General features: G+C 59.1%; 23 protein-coding genes. 3 read left to right on the top strand and 20 right to left on the bottom strand.

Annotated features, from left to right (window positions below):
* Nucleotides 1-152: 152 nt before the first annotated feature.
* The 3 genes from B5G03_RS05930 (at nt 153) to udk (ending at nt 4405) form a co-directional block, all read left to right on the top strand.
* Nucleotides 153-1904 carry an ABC transporter ATP-binding protein gene (locus tag B5G03_RS05930; RefSeq protein WP_087180839.1) on the top strand — a complete coding sequence of 584 codons (1752 nt, stop codon included), beginning with the start codon at nt 153-155 and terminating at the stop codon, nt 1902-1904.
* Nucleotides 1901-3637, top strand: coding sequence for an ABC transporter ATP-binding protein (locus B5G03_RS05925; protein ID WP_087180838.1), 1737 nt, complete (start codon nt 1901-1903; stop codon nt 3635-3637). The genes B5G03_RS05930 and B5G03_RS05925 overlap by 4 nt, the downstream gene beginning before the upstream one ends.
* A 150-nt stretch (nt 3638-3787) precedes the next feature.
* A complete protein-coding gene (udk, locus tag B5G03_RS05920; RefSeq protein WP_087180837.1) occupies nt 3788-4405 on the top strand; it encodes a uridine kinase in 618 nt (205 codons plus the stop codon).
* Between the two features lie 78 nt (nt 4406-4483).
* Here udk and B5G03_RS05915 read toward each other — a convergent pair whose 3' ends face one another.
* The 20 genes from B5G03_RS05915 to B5G03_RS05820 all read right to left on the bottom strand — a co-directional run bounded on the left by B5G03_RS05915 (nt 4484) and on the right by B5G03_RS05820 (nt 26047).
* Nucleotides 4484-5455, bottom strand: coding sequence for a serine hydrolase (locus B5G03_RS05915; protein ID WP_087180836.1), 972 nt, complete (start codon nt 5453-5455; stop codon nt 4484-4486).
* Between the two features lie 226 nt (nt 5456-5681).
* Nucleotides 5682-5891 carry a hypothetical protein gene (locus B5G03_RS05910; RefSeq protein ID WP_058963565.1) on the bottom strand — a complete coding sequence of 70 codons (210 nt, stop codon included), beginning with the start codon at nt 5889-5891 and terminating at the stop codon, nt 5682-5684.
* A gap of 102 nt (nt 5892-5993) precedes the next feature.
* The gene (locus B5G03_RS05905) at nt 5994-6194 is read right to left on the bottom strand and encodes a hypothetical protein (RefSeq protein ID WP_087180835.1); all 201 of its coding nucleotides are present in this window, start codon (nt 6192-6194) and stop codon (nt 5994-5996) included.
* A gap of 16 nt (nt 6195-6210) precedes the next feature.
* Nucleotides 6211-6402 carry a hypothetical protein gene (locus B5G03_RS05900; protein ID WP_087180834.1) on the bottom strand — a complete coding sequence of 64 codons (192 nt, stop codon included), beginning with the start codon at nt 6400-6402 and terminating at the stop codon, nt 6211-6213.
* Between the two features lie 75 nt (nt 6403-6477).
* Complete coding sequence (gene glgA, locus B5G03_RS05895) at nt 6478-7896, bottom strand: glycogen synthase GlgA (protein WP_087180833.1); 1419 nt, start codon at nt 7894-7896, stop codon at nt 6478-6480.
* Between the two features lie 115 nt (nt 7897-8011).
* The gene (glgD, locus tag B5G03_RS05890; RefSeq protein ID WP_087180832.1) at nt 8012-9136 is read right to left on the bottom strand and encodes a glucose-1-phosphate adenylyltransferase subunit GlgD; all 1125 of its coding nucleotides are present in this window, start codon (nt 9134-9136) and stop codon (nt 8012-8014) included.
* Nucleotides 9130-10347 carry a glucose-1-phosphate adenylyltransferase gene (locus B5G03_RS05885; protein ID WP_087180831.1) on the bottom strand — a complete coding sequence of 406 codons (1218 nt, stop codon included), beginning with the start codon at nt 10345-10347 and terminating at the stop codon, nt 9130-9132. Before B5G03_RS05885 ends, glgD begins: the two co-directional genes overlap by 7 nt.
* A 71-nt stretch (nt 10348-10418) precedes the next feature.
* Nucleotides 10419-12467: a 1,4-alpha-glucan branching protein GlgB gene (gene glgB / locus B5G03_RS05880; RefSeq protein ID WP_087180830.1), complete on the bottom strand. Its 2049-nt coding sequence runs from the start codon at nt 12465-12467 to the stop codon at nt 10419-10421.
* 480 nt (nt 12468-12947) lie between these two features.
* Nucleotides 12948-14159, bottom strand: a complete 1212-nt coding sequence (locus B5G03_RS05875) for an AGE family epimerase/isomerase (protein WP_087180829.1) — start codon at nt 14157-14159, stop codon at nt 12948-12950.
* Nucleotides 14160-14265: 106 nt separating this feature from the next.
* Nucleotides 14266-15183, bottom strand: coding sequence for a dihydrodipicolinate synthase family protein (locus B5G03_RS05870; RefSeq protein WP_087180828.1), 918 nt, complete (start codon nt 15181-15183; stop codon nt 14266-14268).
* A 199-nt stretch (nt 15184-15382) separates the two neighbouring features.
* Nucleotides 15383-15832, bottom strand: coding sequence for a NanQ anomerase/TabA/YiaL family protein (locus B5G03_RS05865; protein ID WP_087180827.1), 450 nt, complete (start codon nt 15830-15832; stop codon nt 15383-15385).
* The gene (locus tag B5G03_RS05860) at nt 15829-17475 is read right to left on the bottom strand and encodes an FAD-binding protein (protein ID WP_162613355.1); all 1647 of its coding nucleotides are present in this window, start codon (nt 17473-17475) and stop codon (nt 15829-15831) included. The genes B5G03_RS05865 and B5G03_RS05860 overlap by 4 nt, the downstream gene beginning before the upstream one ends.
* A gap of 1 nt (nt 17476) precedes the next feature.
* The gene (locus B5G03_RS05855) at nt 17477-18487 is read right to left on the bottom strand and encodes an ABC transporter ATP-binding protein (protein WP_058963575.1); all 1011 of its coding nucleotides are present in this window, start codon (nt 18485-18487) and stop codon (nt 17477-17479) included.
* 2 nt (nt 18488-18489) lie between these two features.
* Entirely contained in the window at nt 18490-19515 is a 1026-nt protein-coding gene (locus B5G03_RS05850) for an ABC transporter ATP-binding protein (protein WP_087180824.1), read from the bottom strand.
* A 12-nt stretch (nt 19516-19527) separates the two neighbouring features.
* The gene (locus B5G03_RS05845; protein ID WP_087180823.1) at nt 19528-20421 is read right to left on the bottom strand and encodes an ABC transporter permease; all 894 of its coding nucleotides are present in this window, start codon (nt 20419-20421) and stop codon (nt 19528-19530) included.
* 19 nt (nt 20422-20440) lie between these two features.
* Nucleotides 20441-21403, bottom strand: a complete 963-nt coding sequence (locus B5G03_RS05840) for an ABC transporter permease (protein ID WP_087180822.1) — start codon at nt 21401-21403, stop codon at nt 20441-20443.
* Nucleotides 21404-21557: 154 nt separating this feature from the next.
* Entirely contained in the window at nt 21558-23162 is a 1605-nt protein-coding gene (locus B5G03_RS05835) for an ABC transporter substrate-binding protein (RefSeq protein WP_087180821.1), read from the bottom strand.
* Between the two features lie 517 nt (nt 23163-23679).
* On the bottom strand, nt 23680-24150 hold the full coding sequence (locus B5G03_RS05830; protein WP_087180820.1) for a NanQ anomerase/TabA/YiaL family protein: 471 nt from the start codon (nt 24148-24150) through the stop codon (nt 23680-23682).
* Nucleotides 24151-24255: 105 nt separating this feature from the next.
* Nucleotides 24256-25089, bottom strand: coding sequence for a carbohydrate ABC transporter permease (locus B5G03_RS05825; RefSeq protein ID WP_058963581.1), 834 nt, complete (start codon nt 25087-25089; stop codon nt 24256-24258).
* Between the two features lie 13 nt (nt 25090-25102).
* Nucleotides 25103-26047, bottom strand: coding sequence for a carbohydrate ABC transporter permease (locus tag B5G03_RS05820; RefSeq protein ID WP_481808406.1), 945 nt, complete (start codon nt 26045-26047; stop codon nt 25103-25105).
* Nucleotides 26048-26174: the final 127 nt, after the last annotated feature.

Below are 26174 nucleotides of genomic sequence, written 5' to 3'. Positions count from 1 at the left end.
TTGTATCTACCACAAATTTTATCACAAATCCGCCGGGTAATCCATTTTGCTGCCCGCCGGACGCTTCGCTTTTCTTTTCTTGTTTCTTCTTATATAATAAAGGACAAGCCGGATTTTTCCCGGCCCTATTTTATTGCAAAGGAGCGTATCGCTTGAAAGCACTGTGCACCAATTTCCGGGGATACTACCCCCAGCTGATCCTCGGGCCCCTGTTCAAATTGCTGGAAGCCGTGCTGGAGCTCATGGTCCCGCTGCTCATGGCCAACATCATTGATGTGGGCATTGCCGGCGGAGACCGGGCCTATGTGCTGCGGCAGGGTCTTTTTCTTCTTTTGCTGGCGGTACTGGGCGTCGCGGCAGCCACCACCTGCCAGTACTTCGCCAGCGTGGCCGCCTTCGGGTTCGGCGCTTCCCTGCGCCGCCAGGTCTTCCGCCACATCCTCAGCCTTTCCGGCCATGAGACCGACGCCATCGGCGCGGGCAGCCTGATCACTCACATCACCAACGATGTGAACCAGGTGCAAAACGGCGTGAACATGTTCATCCGCCTTGCCACCCGCGCCCCCTTTCTGGCCATCGGTTCCATCGTGATGGCCTTTGTGCTGAACGCCCGCATCGCGCTGATCTTCCTGATCTCCACCCCGCTGATCGTGCTGGTGCTGTATCAGGTGATGAAGCGCACCCTGCCGGACTACGCCCGCATCCAGCAGCGGCAGGAGACGCTGGGCACCCTGACCGGCCAGAACCTGGAGGGCGCCCGGGTCATCCGGGCCTTTTCCCGCCAGGAAAGCGAGAAGAAGGATTTCGCTGCTGCCAGCGATGCCCACAGCGCCCTCACCATCCAGGTGGGCCGCATTTCGGCCACGCTGAATCCCCTCACCTATGTGATCGCCAACTTTGCCATTCTGGCCATTCTGTGGTACGGCGCCCGCTTTGCGGACCGGGGGCTGATCCTCAGCGGCGATGTGTTCGCCATGGTCAACTACATGACCCAGACCCTTCTGGCGCTGATCGTGCTGGCCAACCTGATCGTTCAGTTCACCCGCGCTGCAGCCAGCGCCAAACGGTTGAGCGCCCTGCTGGCCACCGAGAGCAGCATCCGAGGTGAGAGCGTCCCCCATACCCGGGAGCAGAGTGCCTTTTTGGCCTTTGAGCAGGTGGATTTTTCCTACGCGGGCCCCGCGGGAAAAAACACCCTGGAGGGAGTGAGCTTCACCGCCGAACAGGGCCAGACCATCGGCGTGATCGGCGGCACCGGCTGCGGCAAGACCACTCTGGCCAACCTGATTTTGCGGTTTTACGACGTCACCGGCGGCCGCATCCTGCTGGATGGCCAAGACCTGCGCAGCTATCCGCTGGAATCCCTGCGGGAAAAGATCGGCTATGTGCCTCAGAACGTGAAGCTGTTTTCCGGCACCATTCGCAGCAACCTGCAGCTGGGTGCACCCCAGGCGGACGATGATGCCTTGTGGGCAGCACTTACCACCGCCCAGGCCCGGGACTTTGTACAGCAGAAGCCGGAAGGCCTGGACACTCCGGTGGAGGAGGGCGGCAAAAACTTTTCCGGTGGCCAGCGTCAGCGCCTGACCATCGCCCGCGCTCTGGCAAAGCGGCCCTCACTGCTGATTCTGGACGACTCCTCCAGCGCGCTGGATTTCGCCACCGACGCGGCGCTGCGCCGCGCCCTGAAGCAGGACACCGGCGGCATGACGGTGCTGCTCATCAGCCAGCGTGCCTCGGCCGTAAAGGACGCGGACCGCATCCTGGTCATGGACGAAGGCCGGCTCGTGGGCCAGGGCAGCCATGAGGAGCTGCTGCAGACCTGCCCGGTCTACCGGGAGATCTGTGTTTCTCAGAAACTGGTGCCGCAAGCAAACCCGGAAAGTGAGGTGAGTGCCCGATGAAGCGCTCGATTCTGAAACGGATTTTTTCCTACCTGCGTCCCTACCGGGGCAGCCTTGTGCTGGGCTGCATTTCCGCAGTGCTGCAGGTAGCCTTCACCCTGATGACGCCGGTGCTCATCGGCCGCGCCATCGACTGCCTGATCGGCCCGGGTCTTGTGCAGTTCCGGCATCTTGCCGTTCTGCTGGCAGCGATGGCCCTGTGCATCCTGCTGGCGGCGGGGTTCCAGTGGGTAATGAACGTGTGCATCCGCCGCATCAGCGCCCTTGCCGCACAGGACATGCGCCAGCAGGCCTTCAATGCCCTGAATGCGGTCCCCATTTCCACCATCGACCAGCTGCCCCACGGCGATCTGGTCAGCCGCCTGGTCAACGACACGGACGCGGTGTCCGAAGGTCTGCTGCAGGGGCTTACCCAGCTGCTGCCCGGCGCGGCCACCATTCTGGGCGTACTGGTCATCATGTTTTATCTGAACCCCTTCATCGCACTGGTGGTGGTGCTGGTCACCCCGCTGTCCATCCTGTTTGCCCGCTTTGTGGCCAGCCGCACCCATGCGCTGTTCCGCAAGCAGGCCGCGGCCCAGGGCCAGCTTTCCGCTTATGTGAACGAGATGGTGAACGGCCAGGATCTGGTGAAGGCCTTCGGTCATGAGACTCAGTGCTGCGAAACCTTCGACCAGATCAACGAGGAGCTGCGCAGCGCCAGCCTGTGGGCGGTGTTCTACTCGGCGGCAGCCAACCCGGGCACCCGTTTTGTGAACAACATCGTTTACGGCGCGGTGGGTGTGTTCGGCGGTCTGGCCGCTCTGAGCGGCGCGCTGAGTGTGGGCACCCTGAGCGCCTTTCTCACCTACGCCAACCAGTACACCAAGCCCTTCAACGAGGTCACCAGCGTGCTCACCCAGCTGCAGACCGCCATGGCCAGCGCCCAGCGCCTGTTCCAGACCATCGATCTGAAGCCGGAACCGGCGGATGCGCCCGGCGCACTGGAACCCGAGCGCTGCAGCGGCCGGGTGGAGCTGGACCGGGTGGATTTTTCCTACCGGAAGGACGTTCCGCTGATCCAAAATCTCTGCCTGAAGGTGGAGCCGGGCCAGCGCATCGCCATCGTGGGGCCCACCGGCTGCGGTAAAACCACCCTCATCAATCTGCTGATGCGCTTTTACGAGGTGGACAGCGGGCGGATTCTGGTGGACGACGTTCCGGCGCGGCAGCTCAAGCGCAGCGCTCTGCGGGGGATGTACGGCATGGTACTGCAGGAAACCTGGCTGAAAAATGCCACCGTGCGGGAGAACATCGCCTACGGCAAGCCGGATGCCACCATGGAACAGATCATCCAGGCCGCCAAGGCCGCCCATGCCCATGGCTTCATCCAGCGCCTGCCCCAGGGTTACGACACCCTCATCGCCCCGGGCGGCGGCAACCTTTCCGCCGGGCAAAAACAGCTGCTGTGCATCGCCCGCATTTTGCTGTGCCGGCCCCAGATGCTCATTCTGGACGAGGCCACCAGCAACATCGATACCCGCACCGAGATGCTGGTGCAGCAGGCCTTCGAGCAGCTGATGGAGGGACGCACCAGCTTTGTGGTGGCGCACCGGCTTTCCACCATTCAGACGGCAGACCAGATTCTGGTCATGGATGCGGGCCACATCGTAGAACAGGGTACCCACCGGGAGCTTCTGGCCAAGGGCGGCTTTTACGCTCGGCTTTACAACAGCCAGTTCGCCATCCAGTGACACAACTCGCCTTTTCCCGTCCAAATTCTCATTTTTTGTTCCCCTTGTGGGCACAGATATGATATAATATATAAAATAACGATTCAGCCGGGGCAGGCGGTTCACCGCACGGCCCGGGGGCTCTAGGGATGTGCAAGGAGGCAATCTGGCATGGATATTATGGTACTGGGCGTAGCCGGCGGCACCGGCAGCGGAAAAACCACGTTGACCCGTCGTTTGAAGGAGCGATTTGGCGACCAGATCAGCGTGATCAGCCACGACAACTACTACAAGCGTCAGGACCACCTGACCTACGACGAGCGCTGCCGCACCAACTACGACCACCCGGATGCCTTCGATACCGACCTGATGGTGGAACATCTGGCCGCACTGAAGCAGGGCGAGACCATCTACTGCCCGGTATACGATTTCTCGGAGCACAACCGCTCGGACGACCTGCTGGAGATCAAGCCCGCACCGGTGATCCTGGTGGAAGGCATTCTGATCTTCGCCAGCCAGGAGCTGTGCGATCTGATGGATATCAAGGTCTTTGTGGACACCGACGCCGACGTGCGCATCCTGCGCCGCATCGTACGGGACGTGAAAAAGCGCGGCCGCACGCTGGACAGCGTCGTCTCCCAGTACCTGACCACCGTAAAGCCCATGCACGAACAGTTTGTGGAGCCCAGCAAGCGCCGGGCCGACCTGATTATTCCCGAGGGCGGCAAGAATCCCGTTGCTCTGGAAATGCTCATCCACCGGCTGGAAAGCCATCTGAACCAGGCCTGACCCATAAAAGCAGCGGCCCCGCGTACCTTGAACCAGGCACGCGGGGCCGCTTTTATTTCATTTTGGCGCAACGACCGCTCAGTTTTCCAGAATGATCTCCGCCGCCAGCTGGCCCACCTGCTGCATTCGCTCACGCCCCTCCTCGGGGAAGGAGACGTCCTCGCTGCCCCAATCGGTGAACATGGAGATAATGTAGGGCCGGTCCGCATAGACGATAGCCATATCGTGCAGCGCCTGATCCCAGCTGCCGTATTTCTTGGCCGCCGGGGCCGGGCAATACAGCAGATCGTGGTCTGCTGCCAGGAAGGACTCCTGCAATTTCAGAGCATTCTCGCTTCCGGTCTCAAAATAATCGTACAGCGCCCGCATTGCCCGGCCGCCGTCCGCACCGGTGACCCAGCCGTGGATGCCTTCCTCCACCACCTCGCAGCCCTCCGGGCTGGCGAAACTCAGCTCCGTCAAAAAGTCCGAGAAGCCGGTTTCCAGGCTACCGGGCCACATCTGGCCCAAATCGTGCGCCGCTCCGTTGCTGCTGTGGGCGATCATGGGATCGATCAGCTCCCAGCCGGTCTTGCCGCCCACGGTCGCGTCCAGGTCGATCAGGCCCGCATCATCCCGCTGGCAGAGCCACAGCGCATAAGGCGCCTTGAGGGTGCTGGCGCAGTAAAAGCCGTTATCCGGCTGATATGTATAGGTCTGACCGGAACCGATATCCTGAATCCACACCGAGATGCTGCCGGGCATGCTGTCCAGCAGCGCGTTCATCTCGGCCGCTTCCGCCGGTGTGATGGGCTCGTCACTGCTCAGCTCCGGCTCCGGTGTGGCCGTGGGCAGAGGCGCGGCAGTGGGCTCCGGTTCAGAATCCGGCTGGGGCGCGGGATGCGCCTGGCTGCTGCTCTGGCTTGCGGCTGTGCTTGCCGCCGCCCCCACTGCCTGCCGCATCATCGAGCGGGCGGCCGCCACGATCACCATGACCATAACCACCGCCATCACCACCCAGGGCCAGCGGGCATGTTTCTTCTTTCGGGTGTTTCTTGTTTGTGTTTTCATTGCTTTTTGTCCGGCGGGCAAGCCGCCTCGTTTCCTCCCTTTTCCCCCAAAAACAAGCTGCCGGCTGTGAAAACACCTGCCGGCTCGCTTTTTCTATTATACTACAAATTCGCCCAAATAGGACAATTACACAAATTTTTCAATTCCCGGGCCCATCGCCCTGCCCCAAAACGAAAGCCACGCCGGAACTTCCGGCGTGGCTTTCTGCTACTGATACGTTCGACCCTCAGGCACCCTTTTTCCAGTTGTCGCTCATACGCTCCCACCAGGTGGGCTCGTAGGTCCCCAACTGCTTGTGATATGCCTTTTCCGCAGCGCGCATTGCCTTATCCGCTTTGCGCTGCTCGGTGGTGTAATTCACCATTCCGTAGCTGTTCACATCGATCTCGATCTCGGGCTTTACCCGACCGGATTGTGCAGGCATCAAAAACAACATAAAACGCGCATCTCCTTTCAACAGCGTTCGTACCAGCTCGCGCACAAGCCCCGGTGGCTGTGCGCAAAAAAACGGGGAATGCAACCGCATCCCCCGCCTTTTTCATTTGAAGAATCGTTTCAGCAGGGTCTGCAACCGCCGGCCAAGTCCGGGCCGGTAAGTTCCAAGCTCTTTCTGATAGGCCTCTTCGGCCGCTTTCATCTGTTTATCCGCTCTGCGCTGACCGGCGGTCTGCCGACGGGAACGTGCGGTCTCATCAAACTGCCGCATCTCCGCGGCTGTGCGCGGGATTCTGCTGTTCATGACCGTCCACTCCTTTTCACGCGCTGCGGAACAGCGCCTTGAGGCGCTCCAGAAGGGTAGGCTTATAAATTCCAAGCTCCTTCTGGTAGGCGGCTTCTGCGGCTTTCATCGCCTTTTCCGCGTCCTTTGCACCGGCGGAAAAGCCCTCCGTCTCGGTATACAGCTTGGCATTCAGCCCTTGCTGAATCTGATTGGGGCCGTAATTCATAATTCCTACCTCCTCTCCTCGCTTTTAGAATATCATACAAAATTCAAAAAAGCAAGCAGAATCCTTTTGGCCGAATCACCAAAGAGTGGTCACCTGATTGTACATGTCGATGTAGCTCTGAGCCGACACATTCCAGCTGAAGTCGCAGCACATGGCGCGGCGCACCAGCACCGGCCAGCCCTCCTTCTGCCAATAGCCTTCCTTGGCGCGCCAGCAGGCCTCGTACAGGTCGTGGGCGTTGTACTGGCTGAAGGTGAAGCCGTTGCCGTAGCCGTCGCCGGAATCGTGGATGGAATCCCGCAGGCCGCCGGTCTCACGCACGATGGGAATGGTGCCGTAGCGGCAGGCCACCATCTGGGCCAGGCCGCAGGGCTCACTCTTGGAGGGCATCAGGAACATATCCGCGCCCGCATAAATGCGGCGGGCCAGCGGTGGCACAAAGCCGATGTAAACGCCCACCCGGCCGGGATGCCGGGCTGCCAGATCGCTGAAGAACGCCTCATAGGCATGTTCGCCGTTGCCCAGGATCACCAGCTCGATGCCCTGCTCCAGCAGGCCCTCGGCCACGCTGCGCACCAGGTCCACACCCTTGTGGCCCACCAGGCGGGTGACCATGGCCATGACGGGGCTGCCGTCCTGATCCAGGTTGAACTCCTCCTGCAGCGCCTTCTTGCAGGCTGCCTTGCCCTCGGGGAAGGTGTCTGCATTGTAATGGGCGGCGATGTTGGGGTCGCTCTCCGGATTGTAGGAATCCACATCGATGCCGTTCAGAATGCCGCACAGCTTGTACTGTTTCTGGCGCAGCAGGCCGTCCAGGCCATGGCTGAACCAGGGGTCCAGAATCTCGCCTGCGTAGGTGGGGCTTACGGTGCTCACCTTGTCGGCAGTCTCGATGGCGCCCTTCATGAAGTTGGCGCAGCCGTCGTACTCCACGATGTGGGCATCCCGGCGGCCGATGCCACAGGTGTCCTCCAGAATATCCAGGCCGTACTTGCCCTGGTACTGGATGTTGTGGATGGTAAACACGGTCTTGATGCGGCTGAACTTGTCCAGATGGCGGTAGTACAGGTTCAGGAACACCGGCACCAGAGCGGTCTGCCAGTCGTTGGCGTTGATCACATCCGGCACGAAATCGGTGTAGAACAGCATTTCCAGAATGGCCCGGCTGAAGAAGGCGAAGCGCTCGCCGTCATCATAGAAGCCATACAGGCCGCTGCGGCGGAAGTAGTACTCGTTGTCCAGGAAATAGAAGGTCACACCGTCCCGCTGACAGGTGAACAGGCCGCAATACTGGCTGCGCCAGCCCACCGGAACACTGAAGTTGGTCACGTAGGTCAGCTGGTCGCGGAATTTCAGATCGCCGTACAGCGGCATGACCACCCGGCAATCCACGCCGTTTTTCACAAGGGCCTTGGGCAGGCTGCCCGCCACATCGCCCAAACCGCCGGAGGCGGCAAAGGGATTGGCCTCACTGGCGCAAAAAAGAACATTCATCGTGTCGTCCTCCTTCAATGGGGTATATATGGGATAGGGCGGGAGCCGGTGGAATCCCCGGCTCCCGCCCCGGGGAGAGAGATCAGGGAATACTCAGATTCCCTTCAAGGATTATTTATACCGTGTGCCCCTTGGCCACATATACCGGGAAGGTATCTGTGCCGGACAGCTTCTTATCAGCAGTGATCTTCACGTTCTTGTCGGTCACAGCGTATTCCACTTCGGCGCCGGCTTCCACAACGGTGTTCTGCATCAGCACGCAGTTCTTGACCTTCGCACCCTTCTTTACCTTGACGCCGCGGAACAGCACGCAGTTCTCCACTTCGCCCTCGATCAGGCAGCCGTCGGCCACCATGCTGTTTTTCACCAGGGAATCCATGGCGTAGCGGGTGGGCGCATTGTCGTGCACCTTGGTGTAAACGGGCTTATCCTCGGGGAACAGCGCATCCAGATTCTTGGGGTCCAGCAGACGCATATTCTCTTCAAAGAAGCTCTTACGGTCCGCAATGCGGGCAGTGTAGCCGGTGTATTCAAAGCCCTGCACGTTCAGCAGCTCCAGGTTGCGGGCCAGGATGTCCTTCTCGAAGTACAGCAGGCCGCGGATGGAGGCGTCCTTGATCATGGCGATCAGGCTCTCGCGCTGGATGATGTACACGTTCATGGACAGGTTCTGCACACCGGGACGGTAGTCGTTGGTGAGCAGCTCGGTCACGCGGCCGTCCTGCAGCTTCAGGGTGTAGTTGTCCTCTTTCAGGCCCTGAGGAATCACGCTGCGCTGATACATCACGGTCACGTCGGCCTGGCTGGCCACATGAGCAGCGATCAGCTCGTTGAAATCAAAGTTGAAGGCCACGTCGGAATCGCTCATGATCACGAACTCTTCCTTCTGATCCTCCAGGAATTCCACCAGGCTGGCCAGCGCTTCCACGCGGCCGCGGTACAGCTTCACATTGGCCTCCGCATAGGGGGGAACCAGGTTCAGACCGCCACGCTTGCGGGTCAGGTCCCATTCACGGCCGGAGCCCAGATGGTCCATCAGGGAGTGGTAGTTCTGCTTGACCACGATGGACACGTTGCTGATGCCGGAATTCACCATGCTGGACAGCACAAAGTCGATCAGGCGGTAACGGCCGCCAAAGGGTACGGAAGCCATGGTACGCTCGGCCACCAGTTCCTGCACCAGGGAGTCATGCGCGTTGGGGAAAATAATTCCCAGAGCGTCCGTGTTCGATTTTACCATTGCTCCTCACCATCCTTAACATCTTTAACAACCATTGCCTTGGGGCCTACCTTGGCATTCGCGCCGATGGTCACACCCTCACCAACAACGGCCACGCCCCAGTCGTCCACGTTCTCCATGTCTTCCGGGCGCTCACCGACGACCGCGCCGCTCTTCACAACCACGTTCTCGGCGATAATGGAATATTTTACGGTTGCGCCGGGCTCGATCACCGCGCCGGGCATTACGATGGAATCCTCCACCAAAGCGCCTTCGCCCACCTTAACACCGGCGAACAGAACGCTCTGGATCAGCTTGCCTTCCACGCGGCAGCCTTCGGTGACCATGGAGTTGTCGATCACTGCGTTGGCGCCGATCCACTGGCCAGGCATACCGGAGTTGCGGGAGTAGATCTTCCAGTCGTCGCTCCAAACGTCCAGAGAAACGTTGGGATTCAGCAGGTCCATATTGGCGTCCCACAGGCTGCTGATGGTTCCAACGTCCTTCCAGTAGCCTTCGAAGTGATAAGCCACCATCTTTTCCTTGCTGGCCAGCATGCTGGGGATGATGTTCTTGCCGAAATCGTTGTCGGAAGCGGGGTTGGCCTCGTCCTCGATCAGGAACTTGCGCAGCTTCTCCCAGGTGAAGATGTAGATACCCATGGAGGCCAGATTGCTCTTGGGCTCCTTCGGCTTCTCTTCAAACTTGGTGATCACGTTGTTCTCGTCGGCGGTCATGATGCCGAAACGGCTGGCCTCTTCCCAGGGTACCTCCATAACAGCGATGGTGCAGTCGGCCTGGTTCTCCTTGTGAAAGTCCAGCATCTTGCCGTAGTCCATCTTGTAGATGTGGTCACCGGACAGGATCACCACATAGCTAGGGTTGTACCGGTCGATGAAGTTGATGTTCTGGTAGATGGCATTGGCAGTGCCCTTGTACCAGTCAGAGCCGGTGGCCGTCTGGTACGGAGGCAGCACATGTACACCACCGTACAGCCGGTCCAGGTCCCAGGGCTGGCCATTGCCGATGTACTCATTCAGCACCAGAGGCTGGTACTGGGTCAGGATGCCAACCGTGTCGATGCCGGAGTTCACACAGTTGGACAGGGGGAAGTCGATGATGCGGTATTTTCCCCCAAACGGTACAGCCGGTTTTGCCAGCCGTTGGGTCAGGGCGTAAAGCCGTGAGCCCTGGCCGCCGGCCAGCAGCATTGCGATACATTCTTTCATAATTTTTCTCCCCTTATCGGCGGTTTTTCCGCCTTAATGTGCTGTTTTATTCCAAAGCGCCCAGTAAGAAGCATTCACTTCTCCTTGGGAGCCGCCTTTTTGGGGGCGGCAGGCTTCCTGGCTTGTTTGGTGCCCGCGGATGCGGCTTTTGCCGTTTTGGCTGCGGCGGGTTTCTTCGCGGCAGGCTTTTTGGCAGCGGGCTTTTTCGCGGCGGTCTTCTTGGGCTGTGCCTTCGTTTCCGGCACGGCCAGATACACGGTGCTCAGAGGAGGCAGCGTGAGCTGAATGCTCTGATCGAAGCCGTGCATGGGCTTTTTGCGGGTGCGCTTGGCCGGGTTATGTACCCCGCCGCCGCCGTACTTCACATCGTCGCTGTTGAGCAGCTCCTTGTAGGTACCGGGGTTGGGCACGCCCATCTGGTAGTCCACGCGCTGGATGGGGTTGAAGTTGCAGACCACCATGATCATCTTGCCCTTGGCGTCCCGCCGCAGGAAGGCGATCACAGACTGCTGGTTGTCATCCGGCACGATCCACTGGAAGCCCTCCCAGCTGTAATCCACTTCCCACAATTCGGGATGTTCGGTGTAGAAATGGTTCAGATCCCGCACATAGGCCTCCATCTGGCGGTGGCTGTCGTATTCCAGCAGCATCCAGTCCAGACCCTTGGCCTCGTTCCACTCGCTGAACTGGGCGAACTCCTGGCCCATGAACAGCAGCTTCTTGCCGGGGTGCGCCATCATGTAACCGTAGAAGGTGCGCAGGTTGGCGAACTTGTCCTGATATTCGCCGGGCATCTTGTTGATCAGGCTGCCCTTGCCGTGCACCACCTCATCGTGGCTGATGGGCAGAACAAAATTCTCGCTGAAGGCGTAGAAGAAGCTGAAGGTCACCTTGTTGTGGTTGCCTGCGCGGAACAGCGGGTCGGTGCTCATGTAGCTGAGCATGTCGTTCATCCAGCCCATGTTCCACTTGAAGTTGAAGCCCAGGCCGCCGTCCTCCGCCGGCTTGGATACCATGGGCCAGGCGGTGGATTCCTCCGCGATCATCAGCTTGTGGGGATGGCGGCCCAGCACGGTGCTGTTCAGCTTGCGCAGGAAGGCGATAGCCTCCAGGTTTTCCTTGCCGCCGTGGATGTTGGCTTCCCATTCCCCGTCACGCCGGTTGTAATCCAGATACAGCATCGAGGCCACCGCGTCCACGCGCAGGCCGTCGATGTGGTACTGCTCGATCCAGAACAGTGCGCTGGACACCAGGAAGCTCTCCACCTCGGGCATGCCGTAGTTGAAGACCATGGTGCCCCATTCCTTGTGCTCGCCCCGGCGGGGGTTGGGGTCCTCATAGCAGGGCGCGCCGTCGTACATATACAGGCCGAAGGCGTCCTTCGGGAAGTGGGCGGGCACCCAGTCCATGATCACGCCGATGCCCGCCTGATGGCACTTGTCCACAAAGTTCATAAAGTCCTTGGGAGTGCCGTAGCGGCTGGTGGGGGCAAAGTAGCCGGTCACCTGGTAACCCCAGCTGCCGTCAAAGGGATGCTCGGTCACCGGCAGCAGCTCCACATGGGTGTAGCCCATGTACTGTAAGTACGGAATGAGCTGGTCGGCCAGCTCGGAGTAATTATACGGGTCGCCGTTTTCCTTCACCTTCCAGCTGCCGGCGTGCAGCTCGTAGATGTTCATGGGGCCGTTGATGGGGTCCGCCTTCTTCTGCTTGGCTTCCCACTCGCCGTCCTGCCACTGGTAGCCCTCCAGGTTGTACACCTTGCTGCCGTTGGACGGCCGGGTCTCCGCATGGAAGGCGTACGGGTCCGCCTTGAACAGAAGCTCGTCGCTCTGGGTGGTGATGCAGTACTTGTACACATCGTATTCCTGAATGCCCGGAACGAACGCTTCCCAAACGCCGGTGTCCTCCAGCTGCTGCATGGGATGGCTGCCCGGCACCCAGCTGTTGAAATCGCCGACGATGCACACCGCTTTCGCGTGGGGGGCCCAGGTGCGGAACACGACCCCCTCCCGGTCTCCCTGCCGTTCCATGTGGGCGCCGAAGAACCGGTAAGCCTCAAAATTGTTGCCCTGCTTAAACAAATATACGGGCAGCTCCGCATGTTTATGTTCTTTCTTCACGCCTGTCTCCCTCCCTGGGGCTTTTGCGCCCCATTACATTACCTTTATCATACCATTTTTAAGATATTTTTCAAGTATTTCATGTCACATACTGCCAAAAAATCTTTTTTCATTTTTTTGCTTTTAGCAAGTTTGCACAATGCTTTTTCCACTTAGTTGGGCAAAGCGGCGGATTTTCCGAACGCTTTCGGTTTTGGTTTTTTCCTACTTTTTCACTGCCATTTTATGCATTGTTTGCCGGCAAAAAGAAGCTGATTTCCACCGCGCACAGTCGCGCTCTGTGTATGGACATTTTCCCAGCTTTGGAACACGTTCTTTTTTAAGTATACAGTATAATTTTTCATCTGTACACGCAGAATTGTAAAATGTACGTGAATTCCAACATTTTTACTATGGTTTTTCAAAAAAAGAACCCCCGTACCGGCAATTCCGGTACGGGGGTTCCTTTATTTGGTAATGTTATCTGTCAGCAGACAAGGCTCAGCGGGCCAGGATCTCGCCGATCAGCTGATCCACCATCATCAGGCAGCGGGGCAGATGGAAGGGGCCCTTGAAGGTGGAGCCCTTGCAGGCGGGCTCGGTGGGCTTGCCGTCGCGGCGCAGGTAGCCGTACCAGTCGCCGTACTCGGGATCGCTGAACACCTTCTTGCAGTACTCCAGGGTCTCGTCGAAAATCTTCAGGTACTTCTCGTCCTGGGTGTCGCGGTAGATCATCATGCTGGCGATGAGCAGCTCGTTGTGAGGCCACCACAGCTTCATATCATGCTCGTAAGCCTCCGGGGGCAGGCCCTTGCAGTCGATGAAGTACAGCAGGCCGCCGTACTCCTTGTCCCAGCCGCCTTCGTAGGCGTAGTCGAACAGGGTCTGGGCCTTCTTGCGCAGCTCCTCGTCGCCGGTGTGCTTGGCCTGCTCCATCACAAACCAGCTGCACTCGATGTCGTGGCCGGGGTTGACCACGCGGCCGGCGGTGTAGTCCATCTGCAGCTCGCCGTTGGGGCCAACGCTCTCCAGAGTGCACTTCAGCTCGGGCTTGAAGTGGTACTTGAAGATGGTCTCGCAGCACTCCTTGGCACGGGCATCATACAGCGCGGTGTTCTCGGGGTCGCAGCGGCGCATCACGGCGGTGATGTTCAGATAGATCATGGGATCGGCCAGAGCACGGCCGGTGCGGGTCTCGGGAATGGTCTTGGGGCCCATGCCGGTGGGGTCCTTGATCAGGCCGTTGTTCAGCTGATAGATCAGCTCGTAGGCACGGCGGGCGCGCTCGATGCACTCCTTCTCACCGGTCACGCCGTAGTACTCGGCGTTGGCGATGGCGTAGAAGCCCTCGGAGAAGCAGTAACGGCGCTGGCGCAGGGGCTTGCCGTCGGCGGTCACAGTGAAGTACATGCGGTCGCCGGCTTCCCGGTTGATGCAGTACTTCTCCATGAAGTCCAGGCAGCTCTTGGCAGCATCCAGCCACTCCTGCTTCTTGCCGTATACATGGCACAGGTAGGAGAAGGTCCAGGCGCAGCGGCCCTGGAACCAGACGCTCTTATCGGTGCTGAACAGCTTGCCGGTGCGGTCCAGGCAGGTGTAAACGCCGCCGTACTCGTGGTCCATGCCGTTCTTCAGCCAGAAGTTCACGCTGCGCTCCAGCTCCTCGCGAACCCACTTCTGATACTCTTTCAATTGCTCTGCATGCTTATCCATGATAATCACAACTCCTTGTGCGAAGCGGCTTAAAAGGGCCGCTTATTAAAATCTCTGAAAGCCCGGGCCCTGTCAGTGCAGGGTCCGGGCTGGAAACGAAGTACGATCAGCAGAACTTGGCAATGGCCTCGTCGATCATCTTAGCGCACTTCTTGACCTGGTCCATATCCTCGGGGAACAGGTTGGGCAGGGGCTTGCGAACGCCGCCGATGTCCAGATTCTCGCGGATGCGCAGGATCTCCTTCATCACAGCGTACAGGTTGCCCTTGCAGGCGCACATGGCGTAGATGATGGCGTCGATGGCGTACTGAACCTCGGCAGCTTCCTTGACCTTGCCGGCCTTCAGCAGCTCGTCGGCCTTCAGCAGCAGCTCGGGCATTACAGCGTAGGTGCCGCCGATGCCGCCGTCAGCGCCCATGGCGCGGCCGGAGATGAACTGCTCGTCGGGACCGTTGAATACTACAAAGTCCGGGCCGCCTTCCATCTTGAACATCTGGATGTCCTGTACGGGCATGCTGCTGTTCTTCACAGCGGCAACGCGGGGGTTCTTGCGCATCTCGCGGAACAGGGGCATGGTCAGGGCCACGCCGGCCAGCTGCGGGATGTTGTAGATCACGAAATCGGTGTTGGGAGCGGCGGAGGAAATGTCGTTCCAGTACTGAGCGATGGCGTGCTCGGGCAGCTTGAAGTAGATGGGAGGAATGGAAGCGATGGCGTCAACGCCCAGGCTCTCGGCATGAGCGGCCAGCTCCATGCTGTCGGCGGTGTTGTTGCAGGCCACGTGGGCGATCACGGTCAGCTTGCCCTTGGCCTCGCTCATCACAGCCTCCAGGGTCTGCTTGCGCTCTTCCTTGCTCTGGTAAATGCACTCGCCGGAGGAACCACAAACGTATACGCCCTTAACGCCCTTCTTGATGAAGTAGCGGGTCAGTTCTTTGGTGCGCTCAACGCTGATGTTGCCTTCGTCGTCGTAGCAAGCGTAAAACGCGGGAATAATGCCCTGGTACTTGGAAATGTCTTTCATGTTTTTCCTCTCCTTTTTTGGAAATACACCTAAAAATTCGTCCACAAGGACTTCTGTCAACACCGCACAACTCACGGCGAACGCCTCAGGCGGCGTATCACGCCAAAATTTTCCGCGCTTTTGGGTTCCTGTCGCAAAAAATTTTCCGGCGTGCTCCACCACCTGGAATTGTGTGGTATTGCCTTATTTAAACTGCGGTTCAGGCCCGCACTTTAAACACAGCTTTCTGTACATGTGCCTCGCCGTTCAGCTGCACCTTCACCATATGAACGTCCTCGGGGAATACCACCAGAACGTCGCCGGGGTGCATGGTGAACCAGGTCTCCACCGGGCCTTCGTAACCGATGAAATCGGTGGCCTCGTCCCGGGTGGTGGCCGTCAGGCGGGAGACGTCGGTCACGCCGATCTTTTCCTCGCCGCTGAGCAGCACGTGGATGTCGGCATACTGGGCGTGTCCCTCCCAGGCAGCCTTGTCCAGCGGCAGCGTGTCGTAATCAAAACGGTTGATGTAAACGTTGTCGCCGTCCACATCGTTGCGGCCGAACTGCAACTGGCTCAGATCGGCCGTTTTCAGGTAACGGATGGCGGTATCCAGCGCATCGCTCACGCCCAGATAACGCTCCATCTGTTGGTAATTGGTATAGATCATTGTACTTCAGACCTCTTTTCTGCAAGGTTCTGCTCAAAGGCAGCCTGGGCCGTACCGTTCTGCATCCGCACCAGGATGCGTTTTTCCAGCGCCGGGTCCCGGTCCGGATAATCCGCCCGGTAATGGGAGCCGCGGCTCTCGGTGCGCATCCGCTGGACGCTCAGAATCGCCCGGGCCAGATGCAGCTGGGACCACAGGCGGCGGCTGGCCGCGATCTGTGCCGCGTCGCTGCCGCCGGTAAATTCGCAGCCCTCGGTCAGCTGGTTCAGGCGCTCGATGCCCCGGGCCAGTGCTTCGCCGCTGCGCACCACCATGCCGCATTCGCTCATCACGTCCTGCATTTGGCGGCGGCGCCCGGCCTGGTCCGGAATGATTCGGGCGTCGAACTCCACCGGTCCGTCCGCTTTTGGCGCGGGCTGCGCTGCCGCAAAGGCCGCCGCGCTCTCCCCCGCTTTTTTGCCGAATACCAGGCCGTTGGCGGTGGAAAGCCCGCCGATTCGATCCGCGCCGTGCATGCCGCCGGTCACCTCACCGCAGGCATACAGCCCGGGCACTCCGGTAAAGCCATTGGCATCAATGCGCACGCCGCCGTTCGCCGCATGGGCAAAGGGTGCGATCTGCACCGGGTCGTCCATGGTCAGATGCTTTTTCTCCCAGAGCCAGTCAAAATAAGTACGCACGAATTCCGGCGTGTCCTGCCGGATCTGGGGGCCGTAGGTCACGGTGACTCCCTGCTCCGGCGCAGCCTGGGCGGCCTTCACCATAGCCAGATCCACCCGTTTGGAGGCAAGGCGGCTGGTGAAGGGGCCGTGGGTGGACCGGCATTCCAGAAGGGCCTGCCGGTCGCACTCGTTTTCCAGAATATCCCTTCCGTCCGGTCCTGTCAAGCGGGTATAACGGAAAGTTTTTTCGTTGAAGATGGTTTTTCGGCAGGGGCTCAGGTAACCGGGCATCATCTGCATGAATTCCAGGTTCACCAGCTCGGCCCCGGCCTCCAGCGCCAGCCACTGGCCGGCGCCTGCCACATCGTCGGTGGTGAGCCGGTCCCGGAACAGGCCGCCGTAGCCGCCGGTGGCCAGCACCAGCGCGCCGCAGCGGACAGCGGTCAGCTCGCCTTTTTGGCAGATCACCGCACCGCCCACCCGCTCGCCGGTTTTGATCAGCTGCAGCAGCTCGCAGCCGGGCAGCTGCTCCACACCGGATTCCTCCATTTTACGGGAGAACACCTGGCGCATGCTGTCGAACAGCAGGCCGTTCCAGCTGCGGTGTTTGCGGTCAAAGCAAGGGATGAAATCCTTTTGGTTCTGGTCGGCGGCGGCTTTCAGCTGAACGCCCATGGCCTTCACGCCCTCGATGGCCGGGCCGATGCCCGCCACGAAGGCCCGGACCATGGTCTCGTCCGCCATGTCGCAGCCCACCTCCAGGATGCTCTGAACCAGATCCTCCTGGTCGGCTTCGTTTTCCGGCCCGATCAGCCCGAGCCCCCAGGTTCCAGGGTAGAAGCTGGAACCGGAGAACACCGGGCCGCTGCTTGCCAGGATCACCGAACGGCCGGCCCCCGCCGCAGCAAGAGCCGCCATGATCCCGGCAATGCCTGAGCCGACCACCAGCACGTCACAGTGCTTTGTATACTCCAGCCGCATATCAGGCCTTCGCCGCCTCTTTGTCATACAGATGGCAGGCGACCATGTGGCCCTCTGCACCGTGGTGCACCATAGCGGGGTCCACGGTCTTGCAGATCTCCATGCACTTGGGGCAGCGGTTGTGGAAGGCACAGCCGCTGGGCTTGTGGATGGGGCTGGGCACCTCGCCCTCCAGCACCTGACGCTTCTTGGTCTTGTGGATGTCGGGCACCGGGATGGCGCTCAGCAGCGCCTGCGTGTAGGGGTGCAGGGGCTCGTCGTACAGCGCGCGGCTGTCGGCGATCTCCACGATCTTGCCCAGGTACATAACCACGATGCGGTCGGACATGTACTGCACAACGCTCAGGTCGTGGGCGATGAACAGATAGGTCAGGTTCATCTCCTTCTGGATGTCCTTCATCAGGTTCAGCACCTGAGCCTGAATGGAAACGTCCAGCGCGGAAACGGGCTCGTCACACACCAGAACCTCGGGCATAACCTCCAGCGCACGGGCAATGCACAGGCGCTGGCGCTGGCCGCCGGAGAACTCGTGGGGGTAACGCATCAGGTAGTCGGGCTGGATGTTAACCATCTTCAGCACCTTCTGCATCACGGCCTCGCGGTCAGCCTCGCTCTTCACACCGTGAACCTTCAGGGGTTCCTCGAAGGAGGTGTAAATCTTCTTCTGGGGGTTCAGGGCCGAATAGGGGTCCTGGAATACCATCTGCACCTTGCGGCGGAACTGGAACATTTCCTCCTTGTTGAACTTGGTCACGTCCTTGAACTCGCCGCCGTAGTTGAACAGCACCTTGCCGCCGGTGGGCTTCTCCAGCATCATGATGGTTTTGCCGAAGGTGGACTTGCCGCAGCCGGACTCGCCCACGATGCCCAGGGTCTCGCCCTTGTACACTTCCAGGCTCACGTCGTCCACGGCTTTTACATGGCCCACGACCTTCTTGAAGGCGCCCTTGGTGATGGGGAACCAGGTTTTCAGGTTTTCGATCTTAAAGATAACTTCACGATTTTCGCTCATGATCAGTCCACCTCCGGGAAGTTCTTATACTTCAAGCAGCGAACCCGGTGGCCGGGGCTGATCTCGAAGGTCGGGATATCCTTTTCACGGCAGGCGGCGGTGCATTCGGGGCAGCGATCCGCGAACTCACAGCCGGGCTTCAGGTTGGCCGGGTTGGGGGTGGAGCCGGGAATGGTCTCCAGCTTTTGGCCATCGGCCAGGCCCAGCACGGGCACGCTGCGCAGCAGCGCCTTGGTGTAGGGGTGGGAGGTGCGGTCGAACACATCCTCCAGGCTGCCGAATTCCACCACGCGGCCCATGTACATGACGCAGACCTCGTCGGCCATCTCGGCCACCAGGCCCATGTTATGGGTGATCAGCACGATGGACTTGCCTTCCTTCACCTGCAGATCCTTGAGCAGTTCCATGATCTGTGCCTGGATGGTAACGTCCAACGCGGTGGTGGGCTCGTCGCAGATGATCAGCTCCGGGTTGCAGATCATGGCGATGGCAATGACCACGCGCTGCTTCATGCCGCCGGAGAACTGATGGGGGTAGTTGTCGATGCGCTCCTCCGGATCGGGAATGCCCAGCTTGCGGAACATCTCCAGAACCTTCACACGGGCTTCCTTCTTCTTCATGCCGGTGTGCTGAATCAGACCCTCGGCCACCTGGTCACCCACCTTGTAAACGGGGTTCAGGCTGGACATGGGGTCCTGGAACACCATGGACATGTCGGGGCCGCGCAGAGCGCGCATCTCGGGACCGTTGGGGTCCTTGATCTTTTCCAGGTGGTACTCGGTCACCTTGCCGTCCCGCAGGGCGTTGTACTGGATGCTGTCCGCCTCGACCCGGGCGTTCTTGCCCAGAAAACGCATGATGGAGTTCATGGTCACGCTCTTGCCGCAGCCGGACTCACCCACGACCGCCAGCGCGGTGCCGCGCTTGAGCTGGAAGGAAACGTTCTTTACGATCCGAATCTCCTTGCGGTCGGAAATAAAGGTGGTATTCAGATTTTTTACGTCTAAGATGATCTCTTTTGTATCCATACTGCCGCCTCCTTACTGCTGTTTCGGGTCCAGAACGTCCCGCAGGCCGTCGCCGAAGAAGTTGATGGCCAGAACGAACAGGCTGATGGCAAGACCGGGGAATACCCAGATCCACCACTGGTTGGTAACCACGGAAACAGACTTTGCAGCGTTCAGGATGTTGCCCCAGGTGGGGGTGCTGTCGGCAACGCCCAGGCCGATGAAGCTCAGGGAGGCCTCCTGCAGGATGAAGAACGCCACGTTGGTGGTGGTGGAAACGATGATGGGGCTCATCACGTTGGGCAGGATCTGCTTGAACATGATGTTGCTGCGCTTCATGCCAAAAGCCTCGCAGACCTTAACGTAGGTCTCGTTCTTCAGGCTCATGAACTCGTTGCGCACCATACGGAAGGTGGTCATCCAGCCGGTGACCACGAAGATGAACAGCAGGTTGCCCAGGCCGCGCTGGTTGAGGATGGCCACCAGCATCATGACCAGAACCAGCTGGGGGAAGGCCTGGAAGATCTCGGAGATACGAACGATCACGCTGTCCACCCAGCCGCCGAAGTAACCGGCGATGGCGCCCAGCGCCGCGCCGATCACGCTGCTGAGCACGGCGCAGAACACGCCGATCAGAATGGAATAGCAGCCGCCGATCAGCACGCGGGCCAGCAGGTCACGGCCGATGGTGTCGGTACCGAAGATGTGACCGGCCTCAGGGGCAGCCTTCATGTTGGTCAGGTCGGGGGTGGCGTAGTCCACGCCCATAACGGCGCCGATGATGCAGGCCAGGGTCATCACAACAACGACCACCAGGCCGAACACAGCCAGCTTATTGTTCAAAAATTTGCGGATATTCTTTTTCAGCAACGAGGAGGCCGCGCTTTTGTTTTGTTCCTTGATGCTTGCTGCATTGGGATTGCTCATATTCTACTCCTCCTCTCGCTTATTCGCCCAGCCGCACGCGCGGGTCCATGATGGCGTTCAGCACGTCCACCATGAAGGAGCACACCAGCATGGTGGCGGCGATGATCAGGGTGGTCACCATAACCACGTTGTAGTCGTTGGCAACGATGGCGTTGGTCATGGTCATACCGATGCCGGGGTAAGAGAACACGCTCTCAACAACCACGGAACCGCCGATCAGGGTGGGGATACGGAACATCAGGATAACCAGAACCGGCTTCATGGCGTTGCGGAAGCCGTGCTTTAAGTAAACCTTCCACTCGGGGATGCCCTTGCTGCGGGCGGTCTTGATGTAGTCGCTGTTCAGCACGTCCAGCATGGTGTTGCGGGCGTAGCGCATCAGAACCGCCACCATGCCGATGGTCAGGGTGGTCACCGGCAGGAACAGATGCATGAAGGCGTCCACAAAGGCGTTGGTAGCGTCCGGGCTCACACGGTTCGCCGCCGGGAAGATGCCCAGCTTGATGGAGAAGATCTGGATCAGGATGATGCCGACCAGGAACTGAGGAACCGCCTGGCCCAGAACGGCCAGCACGCGGCCGATGTAGTCGATGATGCCGTTCTGGCGGATGGCGGAAATGATACCGATGCCGATGCCGATGATGGCGGACAGCACCAGAGAGTAACCGGCCAGCTCCAGCGTGTAGGGCATACGCACCGCCAGGGTGCTGGCGATGGAGGTACCGTCGGTGATGGAGTATCCGAAGTCACCGTGCAGCATGTTGCCCAGCCAGTTGAAGTACTGAACGATCAGGGGATCGTTCAGGCCCAGCTCCTCACGCAGCTGCTCCACCACCTCGGGGCTGGCGGAAAGCTGTTCCGGACTGAGCATGAAGTTGATGGGGTCGATGCCGGTCGCCTGCAGGCCGAAGAACACGATCAGGCTGATGACAAGCAGCATCGGGATCATCAAAAGAAGCTTTTTGAGAATGAACTTTAGCATGTTCTCACTCCAATCTCGGTGATTCAAATGGGGCGAAGCACAGGCCCGCCGGAGGAGCCTGCCGAAGAGGAAAGGGAGAGACGAAAGGCAAAGGCCAACGTCTCTCCCTTTCCAGCAATCACATTATGCTAGGGATCGCAGCGATATCAGCGGATCAGGCCATCTCCCAGTTGGCGAAATCCAGGTCGCAGCTGTACAGGGGGTTGCAGAAGGTGGCGCCCTCGGGAATCTTCACGTTGCTGCTGGTGAACACGTAGTTACCAACGGTGAACAGGGGAACCTTGTACAGCTTCTCCTGCTCCAGATCCTGCAGGGTCTTCAGAGCAGCATTCTTCTCTTCCTCGGTGGTGGCGGCAGAGTAGGTGGCGATGGCCTCGTCAAAGGCGGTGTCGCCGCCCCAGATGTTCTGGAACAGAGCGTCGGTGCTCAGGTACTCGCTGTACCACTCGTCCAGGGAGAAGGAGCTCTTGCCCTTGAAGCCGATGTCGTACTGGCGGGTGGTGAACAGATCGGTGGTGCCGTCGTTGGACAGGGTAGACTCAACAGTCAGGCCAGCCTGCTCCAGGTAGTAAACGATGGTGTTGATCAGGTCGATGCTGGTCTGATCGTTGTTGTAGTAGCAGATGCGGATGGGACGGCTCATATCGTAGCCGGAAGCGGCGATATCGGCCTTGGCCTTCTCAGCGTCGAAGGTGTAGCTGAAGCCGTTGTAAGCGGGGTGAGAATCGGGCACGCCGGAGTTCAGCACGGTGGCGCTGGGATACAGGGTAGCCAGAGTAGCACGGTCGATGGCTTCCATGATGGCCTTGCGGACCTCAACGTTCTGCATGGCCGGGTTCTCGGTGCCGTCGGTGCCCTTCATGTTGAAGATGAAGTATTTGTAGAACAGCACGTCGACCTCGTGAGAGGTGTAGTTGCTCATGCCCTCCATGGCCTCTACCAGGTCGGTGGCGTTGCCGTACAGATAGTCGGCGTTGCCGGACTGGGCAGCGGTCAGGTAATCGTTCACGTAGGAAACGGTGACCTTCTGAATCTTGGCGGGAGTGCCTTCATAGTTGGGGTTGGGAACCATGGTGAAGTAGTTGCCCACGTTGAACTCGCCAACCATGTAGTAACCGCTGGTCACGGGGTTCTGCCAGAAGGTGGTGTCGGCATCCAGCTTCAGAACGTCCACGTTCTCCAGGCTGTGCTTGGGCAGAATGGCGAACTGGCTCAGAATCTGAGGCAGGGAGCTGTAGGGCTCGCTCAGGGTCAGGGTGATCACGTTGCCCTCGGCGCTCTTGTCAGCGATCTTCTTGAACGCGGAGGTGTAGATGGCGTTCACCTGAGTGGTCTGCAGGGCAGCGTCGATGGACCACAGCACGTCGTCAGCGGTCAGGGGCTCGCCGTCGCTCCACTTCAGGCCGTCCTTCAGGGTGATGGTGTAGGTCAGGCCGTCCTCGCTGACCTCATAGCTCTCGGCCAGGTCGGGGGTCACTTCGTTCAGGGTGCTGTCCGCAATGAACAGGCTGCGGAACATCAGGTTGGTGGGCAGGCTCCGGTTGTACCAGGGAGTGGGCACCTTGTCGTCGGTGCTGCTGCCGTCGGTGGTGGACAGGACCAGCTTCAGAGTGCCGTCGCTGGCGGGAGCGGCAGTACCGGTGCTGGATGCGCCGCTGGTTGCGGTGGAACCGCTGGTGGTGGTGGTCGAGCCACCGCCGCAGGCTACCATGGAAAGTGCCATGGCAGCTGCGAGAACAAGTGCAAGAACTTTCTTCATGTTTTTTGCCTCCTTCAAAAATCGAGAGCGCCTTCCCCGATCGCTTTATTAATAACTAAGCATCAGAGCCAAGGTGCTCCATTTCCCTTGGAACAAGGCGTGCCCTTGTGCACCCCTTGCTTTACTCTTATGGTACCATTTGTGAAAAAAATTTTCAATTATGAAGTCCTACGAATCTACCCGAGCCAATTTTGTCACTTTGCACAAGACTCCTTCAAAAACGCCTGTTTTGGGCTATCTGACGCCATTTCTAGAGTGCGCTCTGTTATTTTTTGTTACTTTTGACGCTTCTTTTTTTCGCTTTTTCTGTTCTTCCCCTTTCCGGCATTCTCCGTGAAATCCTCTCCCCAGTGGCTGAAATGAAAAATTTTTTTCACGTTTTGGACCCATGCCCTGGCAGATTTCCGTTTTTTCATCCATATTTCCCCGCTTTTTCCATAAAAAGAGAAAACAAAAAAAGGCCCGGGCGCTCTTCCGCTCAGCGGATACGCCTGGGCCTTTCGCCCGCAAGGTCCGATCAGACCTCGTCGTAATATTCGTTGCTCAAAATCTTGAACACAGCCTTCTTCACATGGGTGCAGCTGCCGTTGGATAGCGTGGGCATGTGGGGCTCACCCGCCAGGAACAGCGCAAATTTGCCGCCGCCCAGATGGCCCAGATCGCCCACCGGGCCATCGCCGAAGCCGATGTCCGCCGCGTCGTCAAAGCCCTTTTCGTCCTGGCTGTAGCTGATGGGCACCTCGAAATCCTCACAGCCCTCGATGTCCATCTGCAGGTCCATGTACTTGTGGTGGACCTCATAGTGAGCGCCTGCCTCCGGGCGGGTATCCGCCTCCATCACATTCACGAACACCCGGCTGCCGTCGATCTCGGTACGGCCCAGGGGCAGCTCCTCCACCTTATGGGTCTTGACCCATTCGATCACCTTGTCCAGGCCCTTGGAAAATCCCTTGTATGCGCTCAGATTGCTGAAATTATCATAGATCATGGTATTCTCTCCTTCTCCGGCCGCTCTCTCGTCCGGCCGCCGGTGATGACAAAAAACCAGGTGGCGGCAGCCACCTGGTTTTGGAAAACAAACGGGTCTGAGGGATCAGCCCTTCACAGCACCCATGGTGATGCCCTGAGTGAAGTACTTCTGGAACATCAGGAACACAGCCAGGATGGGAATGGCGGCAACCGCAGCACCGGCCATGATCAGGCCGAAGTCGGTGGCCATTTCGGCCTGCAGGTTCGCGATGCCCAGCGAGATGGTCAGGCTGGTGTTCTTGGTCAGCATGATCAACTGCATGAAGTAATCGTTCCAGGCGGTGATGAAGGTGAAGATGGCCAGAGCGCCGATGCCGGGCTTGACCATGGGCAGGATGATCTGCACGAAGGTGCGGATCTCACCGGCGCCGTCGATGCGGGCAGCCTCCAGCATCTCGTTGGGGATGCCTTCGCTGAACTGCTTCATCAGGAACACGCCGAAGGGCCAGCCGACGGTGGGCAGGATCACGGCCCACAGTGTGTCGTGGATGCCCAGGAAGGACATCTCCTTCAGCAGGGGGATCAGGATAACCTGCTTGGGCAGAGCCATGGCGCAGACGATCAGGCTGAAGATCACGGTGCGGCCGTAGAACTTCTTCTTGGCCAGAACGTAACCGGCCATGGCGGCGGTGATGCAGGTCAGGGCCATGGCAACCACGGCGATGAAGATGGTGTTCCACAGCCACAGCAGAGCCGGGTTGTCAAACAGCTTCTCGTAGTTGGCCAGGGTGGGGTTGGTGGGGAACCACTGGGGAGTGGGGGTGTTGATATCCGCCGCAGTCTTTACGGAACCGGTGAAGATCCAATACAGGGGGAACACCAGGAACACGGTCAAAATGGCAAGGATGATGCCGGAGATGACCTTGTAAGGAGTCATTTTGCCAGTCACAGTATTCATCTTCTATGCCTCCTTAGTCGTTGCCCTTGCCGGCTACCTTGAACTGCAGGGCAGACAGCAGAGCGATGATGATGGCCAGGATCACGCCCATGGCGTTGCCGTAGCCGTACTGATACAGCTTGAAGGCCTGGTAGTAGATGTAGTACATGATGGTATCGGTGGCGTGGTTGGGGCCGCCGCTGGTCAGCAGCTGGATCAGAGCGAAGCACTGGAAGCTGTTGATGGTGGTGATAACCAGGATGTACAGGGTGGTGGGAGTGATCTGGGGCCACATGATCTTCCAGAAGGTCTGCAGCTTGGTGGCGCCGTCCACCTGAGCAGCCTCAGTCAGGCTGGCGTCCACGTTGCCCAGAGCGGAAACGTACAGAACGATGGGCTGGCCGATGCTGGTGGTGAACAGGATCAGGATAATGCACCAGATGGCGGTCTTGGGGTTGCCCAGCCAGTTCACGTTGTTGTCGATCACGCCAACGCCCTTGGCCACATAGTTGATGATGCCGTAGTAGTTGTTGAACATCCACTTCCACACCACGGTAACGGCCACAGTACCGGTTACAACGGGCAGATAGAAGATGCAGCGGAAGAAGGAGCAGGAAGCCGCCTTCATTTTATAAATGGCCGAAGCCACCCACAGAGAGAACGCGGTAACGGTGGGCACAGCCACCACCACGATCAGTGCGGTATTCATCAAGGCCTTCCAGAAGATCTCGTCCTGGAACATCTTGATGTAGTTGCCAAAACCAACGAAAATGTCCTCACGGGCCATGGTGGAATCGAAGAAGCTCGTCCACAGGCACATGACCATGGGGATCAGAACAAAGCCGACGAAAACGATCAGAAACGGCAACAGGAAAAGGTAGGCCGAGATGGTCTCACGGCGTGCCTCCGCCCGGCTGATGCCAAGGCCGGAACGTTTGCTGGGTCCTTTTACAGGCTGCTTAGCGGCAGATGTAGTCAAATGGATCCTCTCCTCTCATCTCTCACAGGTTCCTCTAACGCCGGAACAGCGGGTGAATCATGTTCACGTCTTCTAAGAAAGAGCGCACCTCTCTTTTTGCGCATCGGGCGAAAAAGAGAGGTGCGCG

Origin of the sequence: Gemmiger sp. An50 (assembly GCF_002161595.1) — a bacterium.
Lineage (GTDB): Bacteria > Bacillota > Clostridia > Oscillospirales > Ruminococcaceae > Allofournierella.
This window is presented reverse-complemented; position numbering and strand designations above follow the sequence as displayed.

Excerpts from the sequence above, each read along its gene's own strand:
- B5G03_RS05925 (WP_087180838.1), top strand. The coding sequence starts at position 1,901 with ATGAAGCGCTCGATTCTGAAACGGATTTTTTCCTACCTGCGTCCCTAC.
- udk (WP_087180837.1), top strand. The coding sequence starts at position 3,788 with ATGGATATTATGGTACTGGGCGTAGCCGGCGGCACCGGCAGCGGAAAA.
- B5G03_RS05915 (WP_087180836.1), bottom strand. The coding sequence starts at position 5,455 with ATGAAAACACAAACAAGAAACACCCGAAAGAAGAAACATGCCCGCTGG.
- B5G03_RS05910 (WP_058963565.1), bottom strand. The coding sequence starts at position 5,891 with ATGTTGTTTTTGATGCCTGCACAATCCGGTCGGGTAAAGCCCGAGATC.
- B5G03_RS05905 (WP_087180835.1), bottom strand. The coding sequence starts at position 6,194 with ATGAACAGCAGAATCCCGCGCACAGCCGCGGAGATGCGGCAGTTTGAT.
- B5G03_RS05900 (WP_087180834.1), bottom strand. The coding sequence starts at position 6,402 with ATGAATTACGGCCCCAATCAGATTCAGCAAGGGCTGAATGCCAAGCTG.
- glgA (WP_087180833.1), bottom strand. The coding sequence starts at position 7,896 with ATGAATGTTCTTTTTTGCGCCAGTGAGGCCAATCCCTTTGCCGCCTCC.
- glgD (WP_087180832.1), bottom strand. The coding sequence starts at position 9,136 with ATGGTAAAATCGAACACGGACGCTCTGGGAATTATTTTCCCCAACGCG.
- B5G03_RS05875 (WP_087180829.1), bottom strand. The coding sequence starts at position 14,159 with ATGGATAAGCATGCAGAGCAATTGAAAGAGTATCAGAAGTGGGTTCGC.
- B5G03_RS05870 (WP_087180828.1), bottom strand. The coding sequence starts at position 15,183 with ATGAAAGACATTTCCAAGTACCAGGGCATTATTCCCGCGTTTTACGCT.
- B5G03_RS05865 (WP_087180827.1), bottom strand. The coding sequence starts at position 15,832 with ATGATCTATACCAATTACCAACAGATGGAGCGTTATCTGGGCGTGAGC.
- B5G03_RS05860 (WP_162613355.1), bottom strand. The coding sequence starts at position 17,475 with ATGCGGCTGGAGTATACAAAGCACTGTGACGTGCTGGTGGTCGGCTCA.
- B5G03_RS05855 (WP_058963575.1), bottom strand. The coding sequence starts at position 18,487 with ATGAGCGAAAATCGTGAAGTTATCTTTAAGATCGAAAACCTGAAAACC.
- B5G03_RS05850 (WP_087180824.1), bottom strand. The coding sequence starts at position 19,515 with ATGGATACAAAAGAGATCATCTTAGACGTAAAAAATCTGAATACCACC.
- B5G03_RS05845 (WP_087180823.1), bottom strand. The coding sequence starts at position 20,421 with ATGAGCAATCCCAATGCAGCAAGCATCAAGGAACAAAACAAAAGCGCG.
- B5G03_RS05840 (WP_087180822.1), bottom strand. The coding sequence starts at position 21,403 with ATGCTAAAGTTCATTCTCAAAAAGCTTCTTTTGATGATCCCGATGCTG.
- B5G03_RS05835 (WP_087180821.1), bottom strand. The coding sequence starts at position 23,162 with ATGAAGAAAGTTCTTGCACTTGTTCTCGCAGCTGCCATGGCACTTTCC.
- B5G03_RS05830 (WP_087180820.1), bottom strand. The coding sequence starts at position 24,150 with ATGATCTATGATAATTTCAGCAATCTGAGCGCATACAAGGGATTTTCC.
- B5G03_RS05825 (WP_058963581.1), bottom strand. The coding sequence starts at position 25,089 with ATGAATACTGTGACTGGCAAAATGACTCCTTACAAGGTCATCTCCGGC.